We start from the raw sequence: 25,995 nt of genomic DNA on the forward strand, positions 1-25,995 counted from the left end.
AAACGTCCAGTTTGCTCCGCAGTCTTGCGGCTCTCTTGAAAAAACGCAAAGCCGCAGTGATTTCACTGCGGCTTTTGTTGTTATCGGTTTCCGCCATGCGCGGGGCCTTTCGCGGGGAAGGGCTTGGGCGCGCAGGGCGGCTGAGTTACCAGTTCACTCCGTAATCTTTGACACGCCTTTTTGTGCGCGTATCGGGATTACTCGGTGATTTTGGACACGACGCCGGCGCCGACGGTGCGGCCGCCTTCGCGGATCGCAAAGCGCAGGCCCTGCTCCATCGCGATCGGTGCGATCAGCTCAACACCAAAGCTCACGTTGTCGCCCGGCATCACCATTTCAGTGCCCTCGGCCAGCTGAACCGTGCCCGTCACATCCGTTGTGCGGAAGTAGAACTGGGGGCGATAGTTCGCAAAGAACGGCGTGTGGCGGCCGCCCTCGTCCTTGGTGAGGATATAGGCCTCGGCTTCGAACTTGGTGTGTGGCTTGACCGAACCCGGCTTGCACAGAACCTGACCACGCTCAACCGCTTCACGGTCGATACCGCGCAGCAATGCGCCGATGTTGTCGCCGGCTTCACCGCGATCCAGCAGCTTGCGGAACATCTCAACACCCGTACATGTTGTGGTCTGGGTGTCCTTGATCCCCACGATCTCGATGTTGTCGCCAACATTGATCACGCCACGCTCAACACGGCCCGTCACAACAGTCCCGCGACCGGAAATCGAGAACACGTCCTCAACCGGCATCAGGAACGGCTGGTCAATCGCACGCTCAGGCGTCGGGATGAACTCATCCACGGCGGCCATCAGCTTGCGGATCGCCTCTTCGCCGATCTCTGGATCACGCCCTTCCATCGCCGCCAGCGCGGAGCCGGGGATCACAGGAATGTCGTCGCCCGGATAGTCATAGGAAGACAGCAATTCGCGGATTTCCATCTCGACCAGCTCGAGCAGTTCCTCGTCGTCGACCTGATCCACTTTGTTCATGAAAACAACCATCGTCGGGATGCCAACCTGGCGGCCCAAGAGGATGTGCTCGCGCGTCTGGGGCATCGGGCCGTCGGCCGCGTTCACAACCAGGATCGCGCCGTCCATCTGCGCAGCACCAGTGATCATGTTCTTGACGTAATCCGCGTGACCGGGGCAATCCACGTGCGCGTAGTGACGCGCTTCGGTTTCATACTCAACGTGCGCTGTCGAGATCGTGATCCCGCGGGCTTTCTCCTCAGGCGCGCCATCAATCTGGTCATACGCCTGAAAATCACCAAAATACTTCGTAATCGCAGCCGTCAGCGTCGTCTTGCCGTGGTCAACGTGACCAATCGTGCCAATGTTAACATGCGGTTTATTACGTTCAAACTTTGCCTTTGCCATGATGAGAGGCGCCTTTTTGCTGTCAGCGGGTCACCATGCGCGACCCTGTCCCAATGATATGGCGGGCGATGTATTGTGAACTGAGGGGAAAATCAAGCGCGACTTGACGTAGTTTAACCGTCTGTCTGCGAAGCCTCGCTCTGTACGTCGCGCAAAAGACCGGTATCCGTTTCTTCTGCAATCACACCGCTCTGTGTACCGTCGTCCTTGAACCACCCTTTCTCTTCATTCTCACGCACAAGAAAGTTCTCGATCGATTTCGCCGCGTTCCGTGCCAGACCTTCCAGCTGCTTTTCCGCTGACTGCGTCCAGCCGGTCCCAATCAGGCTTTCACCGTCGATGTTTTCAAGAATCGTCATCTGTTCAGGGGGTACGTTCAGCTTTTTGGCCTGCGCGTCATCCCAGACGGTGACACGTATGATCATCGCGGATTTGGGGGCAGCCACGACCGGAACACCTGCACGCGCAAGAATATAGCCCTCGATGCTGACGCCGAGATGATATCGCTTGCTGCCCTCATAGCGGTCAAAGCGCGCGGCAATGGCATCGCGTAGCGCCGTGGTCAATTGTTCCTCGGTCACCGAACGGCTTATGGCGGTAGAGGTTTCAGCAAGTGGCGCAACAACAATATTGTGCTCAAGCCGGAAGTTGCCCAGATCCACGGGGGGATCGTTCAGATCTTCCGGATAGGTGCAGGCCATAAGCAGCACCAATGTGATCAACAGACAAATACGATTTATCATCGCGGAAACCTCAAAATCTCAGTGCCCCAACGCCTAACCCAATGCGCTGCAAGTCGCAACGTGGCAGGCATTGGACGCTCGCACAGCGCGCGCTAATTCAACCCTCAGGCAAGGAGCAGATGAATGGCAAAGGACGAATTGACTGATAAAGGCCGCATACCCGTGCGCGTTCCATTGGTAAATGCGCCTGTTGGCATTCTGAAGAGCTGGCAGATGATGCGCGAGAATGTGCTCAACATCATTCCCGAACAGGCGACTGAGCAGCCCGTTGTCTCTGGCAAGACCGCAAAGCGCTGGCATATGGTGATGGACCCTGCCGCGATCCAGCGGATGTTGCTGGACCGTGTCGAAGATTATCCGAAATCCACCGTCACGAAAAACCTGTTGCGCCCGGCGATAGGCGAGTCGCTCTTTATTGCGGAAGGTGCGCATTGGCGCTGGCAGCGGCGTGCCTCGGCTCCGGTGTTTTCGCACCGCAACGTCGCAGCCCTTGGCCCCGTGATGACGGCTGCGGCAGATCGCACATCACAACGGGTGGCGCAGGCAGGTCCGCGCGCAGTGAACATGCTGGATGAGATGATCACGGCCACCTTTGATGTGATTGCCGAAGTCACGTTTTCCGACGACGGCAGTTTTGACCGACAGGCGGTGCATGACGCCCTTGAGACTTATGTGAACGATGCGGGTCGGATTTCGCTGCTGGACGTGCTGGGCCTGCCCGATTGGATTCCCCGCCCCGGTCGTACAACCGCTTCGGCGGAAATGACGCAGATGAAACAGGACGCAGATGCTGCGATTGAGGCCCGCGCCGCACGGGGGCCCGGCGATGTTCCCGACCTGCTTGATCTCCTGTTGACCAGCCAAGACCCAAAATCGGGTCGTTCGATGACAACGAGCGAATTGCGTGACAATCTGCTGACCTTTATCGTGGCAGGGCACGAGACAACCGCGCTCACGCTGGCATGGTCGTTTTACCTCTGCGCCTTCGATCAGGATGTTCAGGACAAAGCGCGCGCCGAAGCGCAGGACGTTCTGGGTGGGCGCGCCGCGACGACCACTGATGTCGACCACCTGCCCTACATCCGCCAGATCATTGACGAAGCCTTGCGGCTTTACCCGCCTGCGGGGGTTGTCTCGCGCACAGCGCAAAAGCCTGACACCCTGTGCGGGGCTGACATCCAACCCGAAGACACGGTCATGATCCCCATCTATGCGCTGGGGCGTCACAAGCTGCTTTGGGAAAACCCGGACCAATTCGATCCGGACCGCTTCGAGGATCGGAAATCAATTAAACGATACGCTTATCTGCCCTTTGGCGATGGGCCGCGCATTTGCATCGGTGCGTCCTTTGCGGTGCAGGAGGCGGTGATCATCCTTGCCACGTTGTTGTCACGGTTCCGCTTCACACCCGTTAGGGGCCGTGATCCGAAACCCGTGATGGTCATCACCCTGCGTCCCGAGGGCGGTGTGTGGCTGATGGCCGAACCGGTCTGAGCGAACCGCGCGCTTAGGTGAACTTGTTATCACGCGGGAAACCACGTGGTGCCATGCGACCTGCTGTGGCGCGTTTTCCCGTCCACTCCGCAAGTTCTGTTTCGCTGCGCGTGCGCCCTGCGGGGTCCTGCCAGCTGAGCCCGTCGGCTTGCATGAAGGTCGTGGCGTCGGACAATCCGCCATCTTTGTACTTTTGCAGACGAACGCCTTTGCCCCGCCCCATCTCGGGCAATTCCCCAACCGGGAAAACAAGCACTTTGCGGTTTTCACCGACAACGGCCACCGTGTCCCCCTGTACTGCTTTGCAGATCATGGCCCGCGTATCCCCGCGCACGTTCAGCACCTGCTTGCCGGTCCGGGTTTGGGCCACGACGTCTGCTTCGGGGACGACAAAACCATCACCGGCGGAGGACGCGACCAACAGCTTGCGATTGGGTGCGTGGGTCAGGATCGTGATGATTTCCGCCTCATTGGGCAGGTCAATCATCAACCGCAGCGGCTCTCCCATGCCACGCCCGCCCGGCAGGCTTGACGCCGACACAGTGTAAAACCGCCCGTTCGATCCAAAGACCAGCAAACGATCCGTGGTTTCAGCATGGAAGATAAAGCGCGGCCCGTCGCCATCCTTGAATTTCAACTCCCGCGTGAGGTCGATGTGGCCGGTCATCGCGCGCACCCACCCCATCTCGGAGCAGACAACGGTGATCGGCTCGCGGTCGATCATGGCCTCAATGGGCACGTCTTCGATCACCGTCGCCTCAGAGAATGTGGTACGGCGCGCACCGCCATCCCAGTCTTTGCCGAACTGTTTCTTGGTCGCGCGCAATTGCTCGGTGATGCTGGCCCATTGTAATTCCGGGCTCTCGAGGAGGTCTTCGAGCGCGGCGCGTTCTGCCATCAAGGCTTCCTGTTCGCGCACAAGTTCCATTTCCTCAAGGCGCCGTAGTGATCGCAGCCGCATGTTCAAAATGGCTTCGGCCTGCACCTCGGTGAGCGTCACATCATCGGTCGGAACCGGCGGGACATAATCGGCCTCATTAAGGGCACGCGGGTGATCCTTGCCCCAATCCTCGGCCATCAAAGCCGCCTTGGGGTCGTCATCATAGCGGATGATGTCAATCACACGATCAAGATTGAGAAAGGCGATGATAAACCCTTCGAGCACCTCAAGACGGTGGTCGATCTTTTCCAGACGGTGCTGGGAACGCCGCTGCAAGACTTCCTGCCGGTGATCAAGGAACGCCTGCAGCACTTCCTTCATCGAACAGACCTTGGGCGTAACGCCATCGATCAACACATTCATGTTCAGCGAAAACCGCAGCTCAAGATCGCAATAGCGAAACAGCATGCCCATCAGCACATCCGCATCCACCGACCGGGAACGCGGTTCGATAATCATCCGGACGTCGTCCGCAGATTCATCCCGCACATCTGCGAGGATCGGGATTTTCTTGGTCTGAATAAGCTCCGCGATCTTTTCGATCAGCTTGGATTTCTGCACCTGATAGGGGATTTCAGTGACCACGATCTGCCACTGACCCCGACCAAGGTCCTCCACCTCCCACCGGCAACGCAGACGAAACCCGCCCTTGCCCGTGCGGTAGGCCTGCGCGATGTTTTCCGGCGGCTCTACAATCACACCACCGGTCGGGAAATCCGGTCCGGGCACATATTTCAGCAATGTGTCATCGCGCGCATCAGGCGTTTTGATGAGGTGAATACAGGCCTCGCACAGCTCGGCGATGTTGTGGGGCGGGATGTTGGTCGCCATCCCCACGGCGATGCCACTGGACCCGTTCGCCAGCAAATTCGGGAACTGCGCGGGCAGAACCACCGGCTCGGTCAGCGTGCCGTCGTAGTTTTCCCGAAAATCCACCGCGTTTTCGTTCAGCCCGTCCAGCATCGCTTCGGCGACGGCGGTCATGCGTGCTTCGGTGTAGCGGCTGGCGGCGGGGTTATCGCCGTCGATATTGCCGAAATTCCCCTGACCATCGACCAGCGGATAGCGGACGTTGAAATCCTGCGCGAGGCGGGCCATCGCGTCATAAATCGCGGCATCCCCATGCGGGTGATAGTTGCCCATCACGTCGCCCGAAATCTTGGCGGACTTGCGGAAACCGCCGGTAGAGGAGAGGCGCAATTCGCGCATCGCATAGAGAATACGACGATGCACGGGCTTGAGGCCATCGCGCGCATCCGGCAAGGCACGGTGCATGATCGTGCTGAGCGCATAGGTCAGATACCGCTCACCAAGTGCGCGGCGCAGCGGCTCGGAAAGGTCCGCTGGTTCTTTGTCGGTGATATCGTCCTGATCGCTCATCGGCTTTGTTTAGCGGGGCAGTTGGCAGGGAACAAGCACCGATTGAAGACACCTTTGAATGTTTGGCGGCGCGGGCGCAGGAACAGGCGTGCGGGGCCTTTACCTGACAAATTCCCCTCTTCAACTCCGACTCGGATTGCTATTGGGCCTGAGGTAGCAGTCTGTGATATAACAGCTGCGTGGGGATTCTGGGTGTCGTTGATGAAACGTTTTATTCTGCTGTCATTTGTCGTATTGGGCCTTGGTTTTTATGAACTCAGCGGCGGGTCGGATTTTGACCCCGAGGCCGCCCGGCTAAACGTGATTGAAGCGCGACAGGACCGCGAAGTTGCACGCAGAAATGCGTTGCCCGGTCCTGTTTATGTTGCCGCACCCGCCTCACCAGCGCCCAAGGCCGACGATACGGTGACACGGGCAAATCTGAACCTCGTGTCCTTTGCATCCGTGGTCGCCGAACCGGAAGCCCCCGAAGTGACGGCCCCCATCGCCGCACCGCGCGCGGCTGATCGCGACACTGACCCCGAAATTACAGTCGAGCGCCTCGCGGCTGCACAGGATGAACCGCTCAGCCTCGCCGCGCTGAGCCCCCCACAAGAGCAGCCAAGCAATGTCTTTGCAGGATCATCCATCGTCGCGGCCTCGACAGATACCAGCGTTGAAAAAACCCTGCGGTCCGTCAAAGGTTCGCGGGTCAACATGCGCTCCGGTCCGGGCACGCAGTATGATGTGGTTGCGCAATTGACCCAATCGGCAGAGGTCGAAGTGCTGACGGATACCGGCAACGGCTGGGTTGAACTGCGCCCACTGGATGGCGGGCCGACGGGGTGGGTCGCGGAATTCCTGCTTACGGGCGGTTAGGATTGCATGTCCCGATCCTACTTGGCACATGGTGTCCAACATCAAAGGGGACATGATGCAAAAATCAATTCTGATCACCGGGTGTTCGTCGGGCATAGGCTACTGCGCGGCACAGGGCCTCAAGGTCGCAGGCTGGCGTGTCTTCGCATCATGCCGCACGCACGAAGACTGCGACAGGCTGCGCGCTGAAGGATTTGAAAGCCCGCTGATTGACTACACGCAACCCGACACCATCCGACAAGGGCTGGACGAAGTTCTGGCGGCGACCGGCGGCACGTTAGACGCGCTGTTTAACAATGGCGCACATGGCACGCCGGGCGCGGTCGAGGACCTGCCCACGGACGCATTGCGCGCCATCTTCGAGGCGAACTTCTTTGGCTGGCACGAACTGACCCGCTCCGTGATCCCGGTCATGCGCGCACAAGGGCATGGTCGGATCATCCAATGCTCATCTGTCCTTGGCTTTGTGACGCTGCCGTGGCGCGGCGCCTACAATGCGACGAAATTCGCGCTTGAGGGCCTGACCGATACGCTGCGGATCGAAATGCGGGATACGGATATTCATATCGTTCTGATTGAACCGGGGCCTGTCACATCGAAAATCCGGCAGAATTCAATCCCGCATTTTGAACGCTGGATCAAATGGGAAACCTCCCCCCGGCGCGCGCAATACGAAAGCACGCTGAACAAACGGCTCTATCAGAGCGGCGGCCCCGACCCCTTCGAACTGCCCCCCGAAGCGGTGCTGAAGAAACTGCGCCATGCATTAGAGGCGCGTACCCCCAAGCCGCGATACTATGTTACCACCCCTACCTATCTCATGGGCGCTTTGCGGCGCATTCTGCCGACCAGCGCCCTCGACCGCGTTTTGGCGCGCATTTAATTTCGCCCGCGCCTGAAATAGGCATTCGCTTTTATTGACGACGCCTCTACATCGTGCGGTGAAACAAAAAGGACAATTCAAATGGGAGATCCGTTTTTCATTCTGGCCGTGATTGCATGTGTTGCGGTTGTGATCGTGCTGGCCCTCGGGCTCGGCGGCTTTGCAGGTGGTGGCGAATTTAACAAGAAGAATTCAAACAAACTGATGCGCTACAGGATCGGCGCGCAATTCATTGCGGTGATTTTCATCGTGCTGTTTGTCTATTTTCGAAATCAGGGGGGCTGAACGGCAATGGTCGTTTTGAATAAAATCTATACCAAGACCGGCGACGCGGGCGAAACCGCGCTCGGCAATGGTGCACGGGTGGCAAAACATGCGGTGCGCGTGGCAAGCTATGGTACATCCGACGAATTGAATTCCTTTGTCGGCGTAGCCCGACTTGAGGCCGACGGCGAGATGGATGAGGCGCTGAGCCGCATTCAGAACGACCTGTTCGATCTGGGCGCGGATCTGTGCCGGCCCGACATGGAGCAGGACGCCGAAGCGGAATATCCCCCCTTGCGCATGATCGAAGCGCAGGTCGAACGGCTGGAAAGCGAAATCGACGCCATGAACAAAAACCTTGAGCCCCTGCGCAGTTTCATCCTGCCGGGTGGGTCGCCTCTGGCCGCGCATTTGCATGTGTGTCGGACCGTATCGCGCCGCGCAGAACGCCTGTGCGTTGAATTGGCGACGATGGAAGCGATCAATTCATCTGCCGTGAAATATCTCAACCGGCTGAGCGATTGGTTTTTCGTCGCCGCACGCACGGTCAACAATGGCGGCAAGGATGACGTGCTTTGGGTGCCCGGCGCAAATCGCTGAATGACACTTTGGGCCGCCCGTTAGTGACGTGTCGGCACCACAAACATTCCTAACGTGGCGTATCAACGACAGAACGTGACGATTTTACACTGTTTCAAATGCGCAGGCTCCGATAAACCACGATTGAGAAATTGAACGGCGGGCTTGCAATTGAGTCGCCACACCAAGGAGAGAGACGCTTATGAAGGTTCTGGTGCCTGTCAAACGCGTGATCGACTACAACGTGAAGGTGCGCGTGAAAGCGGACGGTTCCGGAGTTGATCTTGCAAATGTGAAAATGTCGATGAACCCGTTTGACGAGATTTCCGTCGAACAGGCCATCCGGCTCAAGGAAGCAGGTCAGGCCGACGAAGTTGTCGTCGTTTCTGTGGGCGTCAAGCAAAGTCAGGAAACTCTGCGCACTGCTCTGGCCATGGGTGCAGATCGTGCAATCCTCGTGATTGCGGCGGATGATGTGCACAATGATATCGAACCCCTGAGCGTTGCAAAAATCCTCAAGGCCGTTGTGGACGAAGAGAAACCGGGCCTTGTGCTGTGTGGCAAGCAGGCCATCGACAACGACATGAATGCAACGGGCCAGATGCTGGCCGCCTTGCTGGGTTGGTCGCAGGCGACTTTCGCGTCCGAGGTTGCTGTAGAAGGCGACAAGGCGATTGTTACCCGCGAAGTGGACGGCGGTTTGCAGACCATCAAAGTCAACATGCCCACGGTCATAACGGTTGATCTGCGGTTGAATGAACCGCGCTATGCCTCCCTGCCCAACATCATGAAGGCCAAGAAAAAGCCGATGGATGAGAAAACGGCCGCAGATTATGGTGTGGACGTCTCGCCGCGCCTTGAAATTATCAAGACCGAGGAACCTGCCGAACGTGCCGCTGGTATAAAAGTGGGCTCGGTTGACGAACTGGTGTCCAAACTCAAAGAATCGGGAGCAGTATAATGGCCGTTCTTCTTCTTGCAGAAGTTACCGATGGCACCCTCGCCATGGATGCGACAGCAAAAGCCGTAACAGCGGCACAAACCCTGGGCGATGTGACGCTGTTGTGTACCGGGGCAAGCTGCGCCGATGCCGCGGCTGAGGCTGCAACCATTCAGGGTGTAGCCAAAGTGCTTTGCGCCGAGGATGCAATCTACGGCAAACGGCTGGCTGAGCCGGTTGCCGATCTGATCGTGTCTCTCGCAGGCGATTACGAGCATATCGCGGCACCCGCGACGACAGATGCCAAAAACATTATGCCGCGTGTGGCGGCCTTGCTGGATGTCATGGTGATTTCCGACGCAACTGCCGTCATCGATGCCAATACATTCGAGCGCCCGATCTACGCGGGCAATGCCATGCAAACCGTCAAATCTGCGGATGCTAAAAAGGTTATAACGTTCCGTGGCTCCACGTTTGATGCCGCCCCAACAGGCGGTTCCGCCAGTGTCGAAAACATCGGTGCTGCGGCAAATCCGGGCTTGAGCGAATGGGTTGAGGACAAGGTCGCCGCGAGCGATCGCCCCGAGTTGACCTCGGCTGGTGTGGTCGTATCAGGCGGTCGCGGTGTTGGTTCAGAGGACGATTTCGCACTTATCGAAAAACTGGCAGACAAGCTTGGCGCGGCTGTCGGCGCCTCGCGCGCTGCAGTGGATTCCGGTTATGCGCCGAATGACTGGCAAGTGGGACAGACGGGCAAGGTTGTTGCCCCTGAGCTATATGTCGCCGTGGGTATTTCGGGTGCCATCCAGCACTTGGCCGGCATGAAAGACAGCAAGATTATTGTCGCGATCAACAAGGATGAAGAAGCGCCCATTTTTCAGGTCGCAGATTACGGTCTTGTGGCGGACCTTTTCACCGCCGTGCCGGAATTGATCGAAAAACTCGACTGACCCTGCGCATTTTATGCAATGAACGGCCGCGGCAATACCGCCGCGGCCTTTTTCAAAGAAAATTGTCCAACACACCGCTTAGTCGCTCTGCGACTTCGCCATGCGCCTGCGGCCCGAGCACTTTACCCGCGGCCAGTGCCTCCATTTCACTGAACGACATCCCCTTCGTACCGGCGGCTTGCGCCTGCGCTGATGCAGTCACTTCCACAAAGCTGGTGGCGTGTGCGGTCAGCTCGTCAATCATCTCGCGCGTGACGAACAACGGTTCAGAGGCTTGGGCAAGGTCACAAAAGAGCGCGTTACCGGCAGGCGGCGTGTGATCTGCAAACCAAAGCAAAACAGTCCGGCCTGTTATTCGGCGCAACATAAGCTTCATGCGGGCCGTCCATGCGGCTTGAATCTCATCCAACACAAGCTCAAATCGTTCGTGAGACACCTTGTGCAGCATCCCAAGCATGTGGCGGTTGAAATGGAATTCCGAAAAATCCACCTCTGGGTAGATAGACGCAAGCAGCGCTGACGCCTTTAAGAAACGGTCATTGCGGCGCGGGTGCACAGTGTAGAACCGGTTAGACAGGTTCTGTGCACCAATAATCTGCATCACAGTCGCCTGCGCGCCGTTTGCCGCATTCAGAACGAAACAATCATTGAGAAACGCATCTATACCTGCGTTTGAGACACCAAGGTTTAAACAAGTTATCCCGATCTGATTTTCAATAATGGCCGGGAACGGCGCATTTATGAATTTACCGTATGTTTCGGTGCCACCAATAAAGGCGACATATGGGACATCCAAGCGCCGCTGCGGGCCACGAAAGAGAATTCGCGACTCTCCATACCGGCACGGCTCATAGTTCAGGGCCCCCGCCCCGAGTACTTCATAGGTCATAAACCCACCCTTATTTTCACCCAAGCATGTTTATGCAGGGCGGGTCCTTACATTTTCTTAATGATAGAATTTTAGACAATGCTGCTCTGCCGCATTGCACTTGCAGCTACCCGTGCCGAAGCCGTAGAATGCAGCTGATAAAAGGGGACTTCCGTGGAAATCAAATCAATTGGAATCGTCGGTGCAGGGCAGATGGGCAACGGTATTGCGCATGTTATGGCCTTGGCAGGGTATGATGTGATGTTGAACGACATCAATCAGGAGACACTGAGCGCCGCGATGGAAACAATGGCGCGCAACATGGACCGGCAGGTCAGCCGTGAGAAGATTTCCGCCGACGAACAGAAAAACGCCCTGGGCCGGATCACAACGACCACAACACTCACGAATCTGGGCCAGACCGATCTGGTGATTGAGGCTGCGACCGAACGTGAAACCGTCAAACAGGCGATTTTCGAAGACCTTATTCCACATCTGAAACCAAGCACGATCCTGACGTCAAACACCTCGTCCATTTCGATCACGCGATTGGCCAGCCGGACAGACCGGCCCGAGAGGTTTATGGGGTTTCATTTCATGAACCCCGTACCGGTCATGCAGCTGGTCGAACTGATCCGTGGGATTGCCACAGATGAAGCAACTTTCTCGGCCTGCAAAACCGTCGTTGACCGGCTAAACAAAACCGCCGCCTCTGCAGAAGACTTTCCAGGGTTTATTGTAAACCGTATATTGATGCCGATGATCAATGAGGCCGTTTACACGCTTTATGAAGGTGTCGGAAACGTCAAATCCATTGACAGTTCTATGAAGCTTGGCGCGAACCATCCGATGGGACCGTTGGAACTGGCTGATTTCATTGGCCTCGACACCTGTCTGGCCATCATGAACGTTCTGCATGACGGGCTGGCAGATACCAAATACCGCCCCTGCCCTTTACTTACGAAATATGTCGAAGCGGGATGGTTGGGTCGCAAAACCCAACGTGGATTTTACGATTACCGTGGCGAAACGCCTGTTCCCACAAGGTAGCCTTCAATCGGTCAACGACAGGGTGTGATCGCGCAGCCACGCCATGAAGGCGCGGGGATCATCCTGCCGCTTGGTGATTTCATCGGGATCTATCGGATGTCCAACGATGGGCGCTTGCGGCTTGTTCAACGCGTGAACGATTTCATGCAGCAGCAACCCCTGACGCAGCATCGGCGAAATGCGGTTTGCGATCTGATATGCGCGGGAATTCTGGCCGGGGAATTTAATAGGTAAAACAGTCGCGCCGGACCGACGTATCATCTTGGCCGTAAAGACATTCCATTCGCCCTCAATCGCAGGACCGAAATAGGTTTCAGAGGCAGCCACCCCGCCTGACGGAAACAAGGCGACAACGCCGCCGTTCTTGAGATGCTCCATCGCGTGCGCCCGCATCGCGACACCTTTGCGTTGCGCATCAGGATCATGCGGGAACGGCACCGGTATCATGTAAGACCCTGCAACCTCGTCAATCACAGTCAGAAGGGAACGTGTCAGAATGCGATAATCGGGACGCACCCGTCCAATGAGATCCGCAAAAATCATACCATCGACCATCCCATGCGGATGATTTGACACCACGATCAGAGGCCCTGTTTTCGGAATCCGGTCCAGCTGGTTCTGGGGGGTTTGCAACTCGATCCCCATGACATCCAAAGCCGCACGCCAAAACGCCTGTCCCTGCGGCGCTCCGCGTCTTTCAAATTCCCGCACGAGGCGCAGAATTCTCAGCTTACCGGTGAAAGCCTCAACGACACGGATAAATGCCGCTTTCCACGGGTCTTCAAATGTTGATGCATAGGAAATCGCGCTGCGGTCATACTTTTGAAAGTCAACCGGTTTGGCTTTTTGATCTTGGCTGAATTCCTGCGAACTTTCTACCACGAAGTTATCCTTCAGTTCGTAAGGTCAAAGGGCCGACGCGTTAAGTCTCTTCCCCAAAGCGATTTGCAACCAACGCGGTCAACGCTTCTGCAAGCGCGTCCGCATCAGGTCCGTCTGTCTCCACCTCAATAAAGCTTCCCTTGGATGCTGCCAACATCAAAAGCCCCATGATACTGTCGCCGGACGCAGACATCCCGTCCTTGGAAACCTCGGCGCTCGCATCGAACCCCTCGACCACCTCAACCAACTTGGCAGAGGCGCGGGCATGCAGGCCTTTGATGTTCACGATTTCGAGGGAGAATTTGGTCATGGGCTTTGTGGCCTTGTTATTCTGCGCTGATATTTTGACTGTCTATGTACTTTTTACCAGCTTCGAGTGCGGCGCGTACGGCGTCAGGTATCGTTTTATGTCGGCTTTTTGCAAGCTTTATAAGCATCGGCAAATTCGCCCCATAGAGAATTCGGCGGTTTGCAGGAACACAGGCCTGCAAACTCAGATTTGAGGGGGAGCCGCCATAAAGATCCGTCACGAGCACCACGCCATTCCCTTGATCCACGGAATCGGCTGCCACACAAATTTCACGTTCTTTTTCCGCCCTGTCATGGTCGGCGTCTATGGAAATTGCCTCTATCCCGCTTTGCGCGCCGACAACATGTTCGATCGCCGCCAGATATTCCTTGGCCAGTCCTCCATGTGCGACGATAACAATTCCGATCAAAGCTCAGGTCTCTTCATTTTTCCGCAGGTCCAATTCACGATGTCTAATTGACACCTGCCAGCCTTCTTCTGCAAGGCGCAAAGCATGGAATTGAGCCATCACAACAGAGCGATGTTGACCGCCGGTACACCCAAAGGCGATTGACAGGTATGACTTTCCCTCCTCGCGATAAGCGGGCAGCAGCAAGAGGCTCAGCTCCTCCACTTTCTGCGCAAATTGTTCAAAACGGGGGTCAGCCATCACATGTTTTTCGACCAAAGCATGCGTGCCATTCAAACTGCGTAATTCCGGCACCCAGTACGGATTGGTCAGAAAGCGACAGTCGAGCACCATATCAACGCTGCGCGGCAACCCGCGTTTGTAGGAGAAGGACTGCACAGACACAGTAAGGCGGCGCTTTCCGCCCGGCGCAAACCAGTGTTCCACTTCTGCGCGCAACTGGTGCACATTCAGATCCGTCGTGTCGATCAACACGTCGGCCCGCGCCTTCAGAGGGCCGAGCATCTCAAGTTCGCGCACAATTCCTTCTGATGGACGATCATCAGGCGCAAGAGGGTGCCTGCGCCTTGTTTCTGAGAACCTGCGCAAAAGCACCTCGGTCGAACAATCTAGATACAAAAGCTCCGGCGCCAGACCCGCAATACCCGTCAGCTTACCAAGCGCATCAACAACAACGGTCGTGGAAAAATCCCTGTTGCGCGGGTCAATTCCCAATGCCAGCGGTTTTGCGCTGGCGGGGACATCCAAAAACGCATCAAGCAGGCGCAAGGGAAGATTATCTACCACTTCAAAACCCGCATCCTCAAGCACATTCAACGCGCTTGATCGACCTGCCCCCGAGGGACCGGTGACGAAAACGATGCGCCGTGCGGTGGTTGATGTGTCAGTCATGTGGCTCTCTTCTGCCAGCCTTAAGATATTGCAGAATACCGGCAGGGAAATGGGGGGCGTCAAAATAATATAGACAGGGCAACGTCAGGCCACACACATCAGTACCGTGCAAGTGAGGAAGGCGTTCAGTTTCTAGCTGATCCAAGTCGACAACCAATTCGACCGTGCTGCTTGTGAGCGCCTGTGCGTTCAGCAATCCGATGCCTCTTACTTCAATCATGCCGTGGGTAGGCCGCGGCGCGCGCGCGCACACCTTGCCATCCTTGGCCGAAACCTCAGTCTGATCGTCCGACACAAGCACGGCGCCATATGCCATGAGTTGTAACGCCAGCGCAGATTTTCCCTTGCCGGATCGGCCGGTGATCAAGACCCCTTTGGATTGAAAATCAACACAGGTGGCATGCAGCATTTGCGCAGGCATCTGGATCACCCAGCCCCGTGATCAGATCGGTAATCCGACAACAAATCGCGCCCCCAGTGGTTCAGACGTGATATCCGCTTCGGTCGGGCGGATGTTTTCGGCCCAGATCACACCATCATGCGCCTCCACGATTTGTTTGGAAATGGCGAGCCCCAGACCTGAGTTATTGCCAAAATGCTCATCCGGGCGCTGCGAATAAAACCTTTCGAAAACGCGCAGAAGAGCTTCTTCGGGAATGCCGGGCCCGGTGTCTTCGACAACGATAAGAACCCGTCTGCCCTTTTTGCGTGCCCATATCCGTATCGCGTCGCCATCTTCGCAAAAGGATACAGCATTCGTGATCAGATTGACAAAAACCTGAGCAAGCCGGGCTTCGAGGCCGTGCACCATAATTGGAGAATCCGGGAAATCTGTAATAAAATCAATCCCTCTGGAGTGCGCATCCTCTCCAAGATACTGCCCAAGGTTTGTCAGGGTGACAAGAACATCAAACCGCTCCGCCTCTTCCTTGACCAACTCGCTGTCGAGCCTTGATGCGTCAGAAATATCGCTCACCAGTCGATCAAGACGTCGTACGTCGTGATCAATCACATCAAGGAGTTTGTCGCGTTGATCCTCACGTTTGACCATGCGCAGCGTCCCAACGGCGGATCGCAGGGACGCGAGCGGGTTCTTGATCTCATGCGCCACATCGGCGGCAAACTGTTCGTTACCATCAATACGGTTGTAGAGCGCCGAAATCATACTGCGTAATGCCGCGCTTAACCGCCCGATCTCGTCCGGGCGATCCGAAAGATCGGGGATTCTGATGCGCCCCGGTTTCATCTTGCGGGTATTCCTATCACGACCGATCTCGGCAGCTGCCGCTAAATCCGCCAACGGGTTCGCGATCGTAGAGGCGAGCACGAGGCTGAGCCCAACCGAAACCACGGTTGCTATGACAAACATCTGCAGCACGCGCTCCCGCTCTCCGCGCAGCAGGCTGTCTATTTCTCCTGCCGCTGTCACCACTGCGACCGCGCCAATGGCTTTGCCGTTTTGCAGCACCGGCGTCACCACCGTATAAAGCGTCCCACCTGAATTGTCGGATTGGTTGCGAAACTTTGTTCCGTCTCGAAAACTCTCGTCGATCACTGGTATGATCTTGTCACTCAACGCCGTTTGATCCGCCTCAGGCAGATCGCGAATAGGGCTAGCAATAGCAGCCCACAACCACCTGAAGGCATCCGTCAGGTACGTCTTTCGGTTTGGTTCACCGGCGTCAGGCGTAACGGACAGTCGACCTTCGGTGTTCGCGATCAGCATTTTGGATCGGTCATACACGAAGACTTCGACGCCGCGGCGCAGGTCGAGATTTTCGAGGGTCAGGCCTATGTCGATGCCATCACCTGTCGCAAAGTTCACCGGTGCGCCTGTTGGTAACTGAACTTCGATGACATCGGCAATCAGTTCCGCCTCAGTCACGAGAGAAGCAGCCCGCTGGAACGTCAAGGCGTCACGCGAAGAACTCAGATAGACAATGCCCGAAAACAGAAAAACAAGCGCAATCAGGTTCCACGTTATGATCTTGCGCGTCAACGGAGATGACCGCAGCGACATCCAGCCGCGCTGCCTGCGTGTCATACGCTTTTCGCTTGGCGCTTTTTTCTCAGGCGTCGTTTGATCGTCCCCCGACGCACTGGCGTCATCCTGGGACGGTGGTGGGGTCATGTCGCGCATGTCTGGGCCCCTCAACCAAAGAGATGTGGCAAGCTATTCCTCGTTGTATCTGTACCCGATCCCATAAAGGGTCTCAATCGCTGAGAACTCTTCGTCGGCCGAACGCATCTTTTTGCGCAGGCGTTTAATGTGGCTATCGATCGTGCGGTCATCCACATAGACTTGGTCGTCGTAGGCGACATCCATCAACTGGTCCCGGGACTTTACGAAACCGGGGCGCTGTGCGAGCGCTTGGAGCAAAAGAAACTCTGTTACTGTCAGCGAGACGTCCTTGCCTTTCCAGCTTACGGAATGACGCAGCGGATCCATACGCAGATCACCACGTTCAATGACTTTCGTTTCTTCGCTGTCGGCCACAATATCGCCTGCCACGGCGTCCTGACGACGTAACAGGGCGCGTATTCTCTCAACCAGCAATCGTTGCGAGAAAGGCTTCTTCACGTAGTCGTCTGCGCCCATGCGCAAACCAAGAACTTCGTCAATCTCATCGTCTTTGGACGTGAGAAAAATCACTGGCATCGCAGATTTCTGTCGGAGCCGCTGAAGCAGGTCCATGCCATCCATTCGCGGCATCTTGATGTCCAGCACGGCCATGTCCGGCAGCCTTTTGTTGAACGCATCAAGTGCCGCCTGCCCGTCGTTATATGTCTCAACCTCGAAGCCTTCAGCTTCCAGAGTCATGGACACGGATGTCAGGATGTTCCTGTCATCATCCACCAGCGCGATCTTAGACATGAGCCAAACCCTTACATCGGTTCAATTTTTCCCGTTTTGTAGCAATCAGCATTTTCAACCCCACCGAATCAATCCTTGAAAGCGAATCAGAACTTAACGCGTCGGTAATTTGGTCATGAAATAGTTACGAATGATTAAATTATCGCGAATTGTTGCCTCCTTGAAGACTGCGTTAACCCTTTATCGCGTGATAAAACGCCTGCCTGCGACAAAGATGGCGATGATGGCGCTAACTGCAAAAACCGTCCTGTTCACGGCGTAAAACGTCATGTTATGGACCAGCAGGCAGCGCATGCTGGCCGATACAAAACTGCGACCATCCGCTGTCAAAGCGGGCATTTAGGAGAAGTAATATGACACATGGACGGGTGAACCCGGACTTTCGGCTCGAGGATCAAGGGATCACAGGGCTTGGCACTGTCTATTACAACCTGATCGAGCCCGACCTGATCCAATATGCGCTGGCCCGTGGCGAAGGGTCGCTTGGCAAAGGTGGCTCTTTCCTTGTCACTACAGGCAAATTCACCGGGCGGTCGCCAAAAGACAAGCATGTCGTCAAAACTGACTCGGTTGCCGATACCATCTGGTGGGAAAACAACAGGGAGATGTCGCCCGAGGGGTTCGACCAACTCTACACTGACATGCTCGCCCATATGGAAGGGCGCGATTATTTTGTTGAAGACCTGACCGGCGGTTCGGACCCGAAACACGCGATCAATGTGCGAATGGTCACCGAACTGGCATGGCATGGGCTGTTTATCCGCCACATGCTACGCCGCCCAGACCGCGAAGATCTGGATGATTTCATCGCTGATTTCACCGTCATCAACTGCCCGAGCTTTCAGGCGGATCCCGCGAAGCACAACTGCCGTTCAGAAACGGTCATCGCGATGAATTTCGATAAGAAACTCATCCTTATCGGCGGGACGGAATATGCGGGTGAGAACAAAAAATCCGTCTTTACCCTGCTGAACTACCTGCTGCCTGAAAAAGGCGTGATGCCGATGCATTGCTCGGCCAACCATGCGGTTGGGAATCCGGTGGATACAGCCGTTTTCTTTGGCCTGTCCGGCACGGGCAAAACGACATTGTCCGCCGATCCTGCGCGCACATTGATCGGCGACGACGAACATGGCTGGTCCGATACCGGCACGTTCAACTTTGAGGGTGGCTGCTATGCCAAGACCATCAGCCTGAACCCCGAAGCCGAACCCGAAATCTACGCCACCACAGAGAAATTCGGCACCGTCATCGAAAACATGGTCTATGATGCGGAAACCAAAGACCTTGATTTTGAAGATGACAGCCTGACGGCCAATATGCGCTGCGCTTACCCGCTGCACTATATATCTAATGCTTCGCAAGCGGCGCGGGGCGGTCACCCCAAGAACATCATCATGCTGACCTGCGACGCCTTTGGGGTGCTACCCCCCATCTCGCGGCTGACGCCTGCGCAGGCGATGTACCACTTCCTGTCCGGGTTCACATCCAAGGTCGCCGGGACAGAGCGTGGCGTGACCGAACCGGAACCGACCTTTTCGACCTGTTTCGGCGCGCCCTTCATGCCCCGCCGCCCGGAAGTCTATGGCAATCTGCTGCGCGAGAAAATCGCGACCCATGGCGCAACCTGCTGGCTGGTGAACACGGGCTGGACAGGTGGCGCTTATGGCACGGGCAGCCGGATGCCGATCAAGGCCACGCGGGGGCTTTTGACGGCAGCGTTGGATGGCTCTCTCGCGGATGCTGAATTCCGCAAGGATCCCAACTTCGGGTTCCAAGTACCGGTCGACGTCACGGGCGTGCCCGGCATCCTGCTCGATCCGCGCAGGACTTGGGACGATGCGGAAGCCTACGACCGGCAAGCCGCGAAGCTGGTAAAGATGTTCTCCGACAACTTTGAGCAGTACCTGCCGTTCATTGACGAGGATGTACGCGCGGCTGCCATAAGCTGACCGCGATACCATTTTGTACGAAGCCTTCGGTTGCCTGAATGCGCGGCTTATGCAGCCAATGCATCCAATTCGGCAGCAGGCAGATCGAGGATGAAGCGGATATCTTCGTTGCTCATGTAGACCATAACGGCTTCGACCGGTTCATCCTCGTTCTGGATGTACCAGCGCAGCGCCATCGGTTCAGCGTGCATGAACCCCATGCGCAAACAGAATCCTTTATAGGCAACCGGTTTGATCATGAAGCCGACCACATAATCCACGTTGAATTCCTTGATCGCAGAAAGCAAGGCATACCGGCCAAGAACAGTTGACAGACCAGACCCGCGGTATTGTCCAGGCGAGCCGCCTACCCATGTTTCGCCAGAGTACGCAACCCTGCCGGACATGCGCTTTGCACCGGGTCCGGGACGGTAGCGAGACCGGTCATAGTCGATATCTGGTCGCGATGGCGCAAAACCGCGAAAACTGGAGCGGAAATATTCCCCGACACTTTTTACCCCTGTCGGTAGAATACGCAGCGCTTGCGTGTGCATGATCTTGCCCGTTTCATCACGACCGATAATCCAACACGCATTTCCTTTGCCAAGCTTGTGTTGCTTGTTGTCAAAGGGATCTCCTACAACATGGTCAGGCCGCGCTTGCTTAACCCAATGTCTGTATTCGTCAAAGTCATATCCCATGGTAAGCCTGACACCGAACCGGTTCAGTATCTCTGAACTGGACGCCGCAAACTTGTCTTCTGCACTCATTCCGTGAATCGCCATTAGCCCCTCCTGCGTTAAGCATTCAAGGCTGACTTTAACTCATTTTATTGGTTTTGCTGCAAAATTCGCGCAGCGGTTACAATTTACTTAACTACATCACCATGTCCTCCGGCATCTGACGCAGCATTTCGTGGGTCACTCCATTAATATGCACATCATAAGTTCTTCTAACGACCGTAATCATGGCAAAGCTATCGTCGGGATATCGCGCACCCAACAGCATCCGCTCATAAGAAATGGGCGTCATTATACCCTCATCCCCCTTCGGCAGGAGGGTGAATACGTGATCGAGTCGCACGGAGCGAGTCGCCTCGATTTCCTCGTATGCATAGTTGACGAGCCGGCCAAAGCCGTCACCACCCGGCATTTGCGCCAAAGCACTGCCGATGCTGGATCGGGCAACCTTCCACCCGAACCAGGTCACAAACGAGCTATGGTCTCCAACTTCGGTGAAAAGCCAGTTTCCTTCATGGCGGCGCGATACCGTGCAATAGGGCCTTACTGCCTGAAACGCTTCGTGTTCGAGCTCACCACCCGCCTGTGTCCACGCACACATTATTTCTTCGAGAATCGTTCCGGTTGACGTGAACACCTCACTGATCGGCTTTTGCTGCTGAAAATGGCACCATCCATCAGGCTCAACATGTCGTAAATATTGAAGACCATTTATCACATCAGACTGCCCGGAGAGCCACGCATCGCCCCGTGCTAGCACCTCTTCAGCCTCCGGCAAAGCGCGTTTACCTGCGTCGGTCAAATGGTACTGACGGTCTTTTACTGTAAACAATTCAACGCCTTTGGATTCCTCCAAAAGCGCGATATGCCGGCGAAGGGTCTGCCGGGTGCTGCCAAGCTCTTTCACCGCGTGACTAAGGTTGAGCGTCCGCGCAAGCGTCGTGAACGACCGGATCATCTCATGCAACAGCGCATGGCTATCAGGCGGCTTTCGCACCTGAGTAGATTGATGATTGGTGTCCATGATCCTGTTCATGAGGGCAGATGGTAAATAAATCACCCACTAATGCAACATTTTTCACCCAACACCCGTAAATTTTTTATCAAAAAAAAGAAAAAGGTACTCAGTTGATCCAAAGAGTGATTCCCGCGATGAGTGAAGGCAACGAAGTAAAAGGGTTTAAAAAGTTATGTCACATCCAGTTGATGCACACGTTGGTCGCAAGCTTAAGCAGATCAGAACCATGCGCCGTTTGTCCCAGACAGATGTTGCCCGTGAGTTGAATCTGTCATTTCAGCAAATTCAGAAATACGAGATTGGCTCCAACAGAATCGCGGCAAGCCGTCTCTATGAACTGTCGCGCATTTTCGACGTCCCAACTTCCTATTTCTTCGAGGGACTGGATGCCGCAACAAAAACCACATGTGAGCGCGATCCCAGCATGGAAATCGTAACTGCATTGGCAAACATTCGTGACGACAGCGTGAAATCACGCATCGTTACGTTCATCGAAGACGTGTCCGGCGTGACAGTGGCACGACAGAGTTAAGGTTATTTAACGGTTTTGCCGGCGGGTGAGTATTTCGCCGGTGTTTTGAGGTTAGTATTCGTAACGATTAACGACCCGTGGCTTCGTGCTGCGGGTTTTTTCTTTTTATTGCGTGATCAAAAAACATCCCTGCCCGGAAAGCGCGCACCGCAGGGGAAAGTAATTTTCATCCAAAATGACCCCTGCCAACGTATTTAAGTTGCGCTGCAAGTGCGAAAGAATTAAACCGACCGAGAACGAAAAGGATGTTGATATGGCCCATGACGGACAAGACCCTTCATTTCATGTGACAGTGCTGGTGGATGACCTGCTCAAGGTGACTGCCGCGGCTGTCCCGCCGGTTGAGGCACTGCTTGAGACAGCCAAGGCAAGGGTCAGGGCCAAGGTGAGCGAAAATGGCCGTGTCTCCGGCGCGCTGATCGAACAGCATCAGACAGCCGCGCATGGTCTGGCCTGGCTTGCAACCTATGCGCAATCGCTCAGGCAGATGCAAAAGTGGGCCGAAACACTCAACGCCGAAGGTAATTTCAGCGAGACGGAACAATTGATCCACCAGATCGCCTTTGGTGAATACCTCTGGCAGATCTATGGCGGCATCCAGATGAATCAGGGTGAGATCGTGCGACTGCAGGATCTTGGGCTTGATCAATCTGAAATGCGCGGCCTGATGGAACCCGCCGTGATGACCCTCACGCAATCGGGCAACACGCAGGCAGCGCGCACGCGGCTCGCCGAACTTATGCAGGAACAGTCTGCAAACACCACCGTCGGGGCTTCCGGCCTAGATGAAGAGCTGGAAATGATCCGCGATCAGTTCCGCCGCTACGCCGTCGAGAAAGTCGAACCCTTTGCCCACGAATGGCACCTCAAGGATGAGTTGATCCCGATGGAGGTTATCGACGAGTTGGCCGAGATGGGCGTTTTCGGTCTGACCATCCCCGAAGAATATGGCGGGTTCGGTCTGTCCAAAGCATCCATGTGCGTGGTTTCTGAGGAGCTGTCGCGCGGCTATATCGGCGTGGGATCCCTTGGAACGCGCTCCGAAATCGCAGCAGAACTCATCATCGCGGGCGGCACAGAAGCGCAGAAAGAGAAATGGCTGCCCCGCCTTGCCTCTGCTGAAACCTTGCCGACGGCAGTCTTTACCGAGCCGAACACCGGATCGGATCTGGGCAGCCTGCGCACACGCGCGGTGAAAGATGGCGAGAATTACAGCATCACCGGGAATAAAACGTGGATCACCCATGCGACCCGTACCAATGTCATGACGCTGCTGGCCCGCACAGACCCCGACACAACCGATTATCGCGGCCTGTCGATGTTTCTGGCGGAAAAAACCCCCGGTGATGATGAGAACCCCTTTCCAACCGATGGCATGACGGGCGGCGAGATCGAGGTGCTGGGGTATCGCGGGATGAAGGAATACGAACTCGCCTTCGACAACTTCGAGGTCAAGGGCGAAAACCTTTTAGGCGGCGAAGAGGGCAAGGGCTTCAAACAGCTGATGGAGACGTTTGAATCTGCGCGCATCCAGACCGCTGCCCGCGCCGTTGGTGTGGCGCAATCGGCCTTGGACATTGCCATGCAATATGCGCAGGATCGCAAACAGTTTGGCAAGTCACTGATCGAATTCCCCCGCGTTTCGGGCAAACTCGCCATGATGGCGGTCGAGATCATGATTGCGCGGCAGCTGACGTATTTTTCGGCCTTCGAAAAGGATGAAGGACGTCGTTGTGATGTTGAGGCCGGGATGGCAAAACTGCTGGGCGCACGGGTCGCATGGGCCGCGGCGGACAATGGGCTGCAAATCCATGGCGGGAATGGCTTTGCGCTTGAGTATAAAATCAGCCGCGTGCTCTGTGATGCCCGCATTCTGAACATTTTTGAGGGCGCGGCGGAAATTCAGGCGCAGGTCATCGCGCGCCGCATTCTCGGCTGAAACACGTTCTTTTTTGGGGCGCGGGGCTAATTTTCGCCCCGCGCTTTTTCGCGCAACGGCTGTATTTTGCGCAAAACAACCGCCTCATGGGCGGGTTTAATGCCGCACGTGCAAAGTAAAGACCTGCGACTCTCTTCGCACTTGCAGCATTTTCGCTCCGGGCGTATGCCTGAAGCATGAAACATCAGCGACTGAACAAACAATCATGGGTAGACAGAGGCCTTGCGGCACTGGTGCTAAAAGGGCCGACAGCTCTTGCAGCTGAACCGCTTGCGCGCGACCTTGGCACGACTAAGGGCTCATTCTACTGGCATTTCAAAGACGTACCGGATTTTCAATCGGCAGTGGTGAAACACTGGCAAGGTCAGGCTTTTGCCAAGATACTCACCGCCCTCGAAGACACAGGCAGCGCAGAGCAACGGTTGCGACGGTTCGGCAAGGAAATCCTCAATGATTCGCATGATCCTGCCATGCGCGCATGGGCCCGGTCCGATAAGGCTGTCGCCAAGGCAATTGCTCAGGTCGACACAGAACGTCTGACCTATCTGACCAACCTGCTGCGACATTTGGGCATCAAGAATGATGACTTTGCGCAAAGCTTGCTGGCAGCGCTCGTCGGCCTGCCTGCCGTGACGACTAAAACAGCGGCGGCCAAATCCTTTGAAACCATGGTCGATCTTGTTCTGGCGCTCAAGTGAGGACAACCGGAGCGGTCCTGCTCGCCCTATTGGCGATCGGTGGCTGCGCCAAGGATGAAACCGTGGCGGCCTACGGCGGCGCGGATAAAGTATGGCGCGTGGTCGAGATTGACGGCGTTCCCTTTGGCGAAAATGCTACATTGACGTTCCCAGCATCAGGTCAGATTGCCGGGGATGGGCCATGCAACGGATACAGTGCGGAAATGACAGCGCCTTATCCTTGGTTTGATGCCGGCCCGATACTGGCAACAAAGAAGCTGTGTCCAGATGCGGCATCCGAAACGCTGTACTTTGAAGCGCTTGAAAACGTGAGCTTATCCGAAGTTCTGCGCGACACGATGATCCTGTCCACGCCCGAGGGCCGCAGCATCATTTTCAAAGCCGGCGGCTGAAGGTTTCGACAAAGCGCGCGCGCGCTTCGGGCAGTGGTTTGCCGCCCAAATCCCGCGCCAGATGTTCGGTCAGAAAATACCCCGTCGTGACAAACGCCTGTGCGATCTCAGCATCCGGACCACCGCCGACCCCGCGCAAAATGGGCGGTAACGGCAACAAACGCTCCGCCCAATCACCCGCCCCTTGGGCAGACACAGCACGACCGCTTTTGGGGGAAACATAGATCAGATCATCGCGCTGGCCCGTTACCGCACATTGGTCAAGTTCAAGGGCATAGCCCATCTCATGCAACAGCTGCACCTCCCACCGCAGATAGGCCAAGGGCCAAAGCTCCCCCTCTTCCAACAGATCAAGCAATCGCTCAGTTTCAAGGTATAATGCGCGATGCGCTTCGCGCTCAGGCAGGCAAAACCCCAAAAGCGCCGTTACCGCATTTAACCCCGCGAGCGCCAGACGGTCGCCCATGGCAGCGGCGGCACGGCTGCGCACGGGTTCGACGTGAAAGCTGCCGATGTGATCTTCGAGCCGCGCGCGCCATGTCAGGTCAAGTTGCGCGCCCGGTTGCAGGATCGGCGCGATCTTGCGGCTGGTGCCGCCCCGCACTACGCCTGCGTGACGACCATGTGAGGGGGTGAAAACTTCAATGATCGCGGCACTCTCACCATGGCGGCGCGTGCTGAGCAATATGCCTTCCTCGCGCCATTCCATCAGGCCAGACCGGGGGTATCGAGCAAATGCCGCCCGGCGCGATCTTCCACCTCTATGACCCAAAGGTCGGGGTCAAAGCCGCGTTGTCGCGCAATCGCAGCGTCCACTTCGGTTTCGGTATCTGTCAGGGTCAGCTCCCACGCACGGCTGTCGTGCAGCAGGTCGTAGCGGCGCTGATACAGGGTGGCGGCACCATCCAATGTGTTGAGTTTCACCAAAACGCTGCCTGCCGTATCATCCCCATGCGTCACGACAAAGGCCGGAATATCCTGCAACCGCAAGCGGGTCAGATAAGCATCAACCCAAAACCGCGCCGTTAGCTGAGGCATGCACATTTGCCCTGCGCG

At 56.2% G+C, this 25,995-nt stretch carries 28 protein-coding genes; 13 read left to right on the plus strand and 15 right to left on the minus strand.

Annotation, left to right across the window (positions count from 1 at the left end):
* Window positions 1-197: 197 nt before the first annotated feature.
* Window positions 198-1,373, minus strand: a complete 1,176-nt coding sequence (tuf, locus tag RLO149_RS16475; RefSeq protein ID WP_013960398.1) for an elongation factor Tu — start codon at window positions 1,371-1,373, stop codon at window positions 198-200.
* Between the two features lie 113 nt (window positions 1,374-1,486).
* Window positions 1,487-2,116 carry a hypothetical protein gene (locus RLO149_RS16480; RefSeq protein WP_013963228.1) on the minus strand — a complete coding sequence of 210 codons (630 nt, stop codon included), beginning with the start codon at window positions 2,114-2,116 and terminating at the stop codon, window positions 1,487-1,489.
* Between the two features lie 123 nt (window positions 2,117-2,239).
* Between RLO149_RS16480 and RLO149_RS16485 the strand changes: the two genes are divergently transcribed.
* Entirely contained in the window at window positions 2,240-3,610 is a 1,371-nt protein-coding gene (locus tag RLO149_RS16485) for a cytochrome P450 (protein ID WP_013963229.1), read from the plus strand.
* A 13-nt stretch (window positions 3,611-3,623) separates the two neighbouring features.
* On the opposite strand, the gene RLO149_RS16490 is transcribed toward RLO149_RS16485, so the two are convergent.
* Window positions 3,624-5,930: a DNA topoisomerase IV subunit A gene (locus tag RLO149_RS16490; RefSeq protein ID WP_013963230.1), complete on the minus strand. Its 2,307-nt coding sequence runs from the start codon at window positions 5,928-5,930 to the stop codon at window positions 3,624-3,626.
* A gap of 201 nt (window positions 5,931-6,131) precedes the next feature.
* Here RLO149_RS16490 and RLO149_RS16495 point away from each other — a divergent pair, with 201 nt between their 5' ends.
* The 6 genes from RLO149_RS16495 to RLO149_RS16520 all read left to right on the plus strand — a co-directional run bounded on the left by RLO149_RS16495 (window position 6,132) and on the right by RLO149_RS16520 (window position 10,404).
* Entirely contained in the window at window positions 6,132-6,788 is a 657-nt protein-coding gene (locus RLO149_RS16495; RefSeq protein WP_013963231.1) for an SH3 domain-containing protein, read from the plus strand.
* Window positions 6,789-6,840: 52 nt separating this feature from the next.
* The gene (locus RLO149_RS16500; protein WP_169315068.1) at window positions 6,841-7,671 is read left to right on the plus strand and encodes an SDR family oxidoreductase; all 831 of its coding nucleotides are present in this window, start codon (window positions 6,841-6,843) and stop codon (window positions 7,669-7,671) included.
* Window positions 7,672-7,752: 81 nt separating this feature from the next.
* Window positions 7,753-7,956 (plus strand): twin transmembrane helix small protein, encoded by a 204-nt coding sequence (locus tag RLO149_RS16505; RefSeq protein WP_013963233.1) that lies wholly within the window; start codon window positions 7,753-7,755, stop codon window positions 7,954-7,956.
* Window positions 7,957-7,962: 6 nt separating this feature from the next.
* Entirely contained in the window at window positions 7,963-8,535 is a 573-nt protein-coding gene (locus tag RLO149_RS16510; protein ID WP_013963234.1) for a cob(I)yrinic acid a,c-diamide adenosyltransferase, read from the plus strand.
* A 181-nt stretch (window positions 8,536-8,716) separates the two neighbouring features.
* Window positions 8,717-9,475: an electron transfer flavoprotein subunit beta/FixA family protein gene (locus RLO149_RS16515; protein WP_013963235.1), complete on the plus strand. Its 759-nt coding sequence runs from the start codon at window positions 8,717-8,719 to the stop codon at window positions 9,473-9,475.
* Window positions 9,475-10,404, plus strand: coding sequence for an electron transfer flavoprotein subunit alpha/FixB family protein (locus tag RLO149_RS16520; protein ID WP_013963236.1), 930 nt, complete (start codon window positions 9,475-9,477; stop codon window positions 10,402-10,404). Before RLO149_RS16515 ends, RLO149_RS16520 begins: the two co-directional genes overlap by 1 nt.
* Window positions 10,405-10,456: 52 nt before the next feature.
* On the opposite strand, the gene RLO149_RS16525 is transcribed toward RLO149_RS16520, so the two are convergent.
* Window positions 10,457-11,293, minus strand: a complete 837-nt coding sequence (locus RLO149_RS16525) for a DUF6473 family protein (RefSeq protein ID WP_013963237.1) — start codon at window positions 11,291-11,293, stop codon at window positions 10,457-10,459.
* Window positions 11,294-11,446: 153 nt separating this feature from the next.
* On the opposite strand from RLO149_RS16525, the gene RLO149_RS16530 reads away from it, so the two are divergent.
* Window positions 11,447-12,322: a 3-hydroxybutyryl-CoA dehydrogenase gene (locus RLO149_RS16530; protein ID WP_013963238.1), complete on the plus strand. Its 876-nt coding sequence runs from the start codon at window positions 11,447-11,449 to the stop codon at window positions 12,320-12,322.
* Window positions 12,323-12,325: 3 nt separating this feature from the next.
* Here RLO149_RS16530 and RLO149_RS16535 read toward each other — a convergent pair whose 3' ends face one another.
* The 7 genes from RLO149_RS16535 to RLO149_RS16565 are packed head-to-tail and all read right to left on the minus strand — an operon-like array spanning window position 12,326 to window position 17,689.
* A complete protein-coding gene (locus tag RLO149_RS16535) occupies window positions 12,326-13,204 on the minus strand; it encodes a lysophospholipid acyltransferase family protein (RefSeq protein WP_013963239.1) in 879 nt (292 codons plus the stop codon).
* A 40-nt stretch (window positions 13,205-13,244) separates the two neighbouring features.
* On the minus strand, window positions 13,245-13,514 hold the full coding sequence (locus RLO149_RS16540) for an HPr family phosphocarrier protein (protein WP_013963240.1): 270 nt from the start codon (window positions 13,512-13,514) through the stop codon (window positions 13,245-13,247).
* 16 nt (window positions 13,515-13,530) lie between these two features.
* A complete protein-coding gene (locus RLO149_RS16545; RefSeq protein ID WP_013963241.1) occupies window positions 13,531-13,923 on the minus strand; it encodes a PTS sugar transporter subunit IIA in 393 nt (130 codons plus the stop codon).
* 3 nt (window positions 13,924-13,926) lie between these two features.
* Window positions 13,927-14,814: an RNase adapter RapZ gene (rapZ, locus tag RLO149_RS16550; protein WP_013963242.1), complete on the minus strand. Its 888-nt coding sequence runs from the start codon at window positions 14,812-14,814 to the stop codon at window positions 13,927-13,929.
* The gene (locus tag RLO149_RS16555; RefSeq protein ID WP_013963243.1) at window positions 14,807-15,235 is read right to left on the minus strand and encodes an HPr kinase/phosphorylase; all 429 of its coding nucleotides are present in this window, start codon (window positions 15,233-15,235) and stop codon (window positions 14,807-14,809) included. Before RLO149_RS16555 ends, rapZ begins: the two co-directional genes overlap by 8 nt.
* Window positions 15,236-15,256: 21 nt before the next feature.
* Complete coding sequence (locus tag RLO149_RS16560) at window positions 15,257-16,954, minus strand: sensor histidine kinase (protein ID WP_013963244.1); 1,698 nt, start codon at window positions 16,952-16,954, stop codon at window positions 15,257-15,259.
* A 33-nt stretch (window positions 16,955-16,987) separates the two neighbouring features.
* Window positions 16,988-17,689, minus strand: a complete 702-nt coding sequence (locus tag RLO149_RS16565) for a response regulator transcription factor (protein WP_013963245.1) — start codon at window positions 17,687-17,689, stop codon at window positions 16,988-16,990.
* A gap of 353 nt (window positions 17,690-18,042) precedes the next feature.
* On the opposite strand from RLO149_RS16565, the gene RLO149_RS16570 reads away from it, so the two are divergent.
* Window positions 18,043-19,641 carry a phosphoenolpyruvate carboxykinase gene (locus RLO149_RS16570; RefSeq protein ID WP_011567637.1) on the plus strand — a complete coding sequence of 533 codons (1,599 nt, stop codon included), beginning with the start codon at window positions 18,043-18,045 and terminating at the stop codon, window positions 19,639-19,641.
* A gap of 47 nt (window positions 19,642-19,688) precedes the next feature.
* Here RLO149_RS16570 and RLO149_RS16575 read toward each other — a convergent pair whose 3' ends face one another.
* Together RLO149_RS16575 and RLO149_RS16580 are read right to left on the minus strand one after the other, a co-directional pair.
* Window positions 19,689-20,405, minus strand: a complete 717-nt coding sequence (locus RLO149_RS16575) for a hypothetical protein (protein WP_013963246.1) — start codon at window positions 20,403-20,405, stop codon at window positions 19,689-19,691.
* A gap of 91 nt (window positions 20,406-20,496) precedes the next feature.
* Window positions 20,497-21,384: a LysR family transcriptional regulator gene (locus RLO149_RS16580; RefSeq protein ID WP_245538078.1), complete on the minus strand. Its 888-nt coding sequence runs from the start codon at window positions 21,382-21,384 to the stop codon at window positions 20,497-20,499.
* A 166-nt stretch (window positions 21,385-21,550) separates the two neighbouring features.
* On the opposite strand from RLO149_RS16580, the gene RLO149_RS16585 reads away from it, so the two are divergent.
* The 4 genes from RLO149_RS16585 (at window position 21,551) to RLO149_RS16600 (ending at window position 24,939) form a co-directional block, all read left to right on the plus strand.
* Window positions 21,551-21,910 (plus strand): helix-turn-helix domain-containing protein, encoded by a 360-nt coding sequence (locus RLO149_RS16585; RefSeq protein WP_013963248.1) that lies wholly within the window; start codon window positions 21,551-21,553, stop codon window positions 21,908-21,910.
* 253 nt (window positions 21,911-22,163) lie between these two features.
* The gene (locus RLO149_RS16590) at window positions 22,164-23,849 is read left to right on the plus strand and encodes an acyl-CoA dehydrogenase family protein (RefSeq protein WP_013963250.1); all 1,686 of its coding nucleotides are present in this window, start codon (window positions 22,164-22,166) and stop codon (window positions 23,847-23,849) included.
* A gap of 176 nt (window positions 23,850-24,025) precedes the next feature.
* Window positions 24,026-24,547 carry a TetR/AcrR family transcriptional regulator gene (locus tag RLO149_RS16595; RefSeq protein WP_013963251.1) on the plus strand — a complete coding sequence of 174 codons (522 nt, stop codon included), beginning with the start codon at window positions 24,026-24,028 and terminating at the stop codon, window positions 24,545-24,547.
* Window positions 24,544-24,939: an META domain-containing protein gene (locus tag RLO149_RS16600; protein ID WP_013963252.1), complete on the plus strand. Its 396-nt coding sequence runs from the start codon at window positions 24,544-24,546 to the stop codon at window positions 24,937-24,939. The genes RLO149_RS16595 and RLO149_RS16600 overlap by 4 nt, the downstream gene beginning before the upstream one ends.
* Here RLO149_RS16600 and recO read toward each other — a convergent pair.
* Window positions 24,923-25,648, minus strand: a complete 726-nt coding sequence (gene recO / locus RLO149_RS16605) for a DNA repair protein RecO (RefSeq protein WP_013963253.1) — start codon at window positions 25,646-25,648, stop codon at window positions 24,923-24,925. The two genes, RLO149_RS16600 and recO, sit on opposite strands and share 17 nt — an antisense overlap.
* Window positions 25,648-25,977 (minus strand): DUF1491 family protein, encoded by a 330-nt coding sequence (locus RLO149_RS16610; protein ID WP_013963254.1) that lies wholly within the window; start codon window positions 25,975-25,977, stop codon window positions 25,648-25,650. The genes recO and RLO149_RS16610 overlap by 1 nt, the downstream gene beginning before the upstream one ends.
* Between the last annotated feature and the right edge of the window lie 18 nt (window positions 25,978-25,995).

This window comes from Roseobacter litoralis Och 149 (assembly GCF_000154785.2).
Lineage (GTDB): Bacteria > Pseudomonadota > Alphaproteobacteria > Rhodobacterales > Rhodobacteraceae > Roseobacter > Roseobacter litoralis.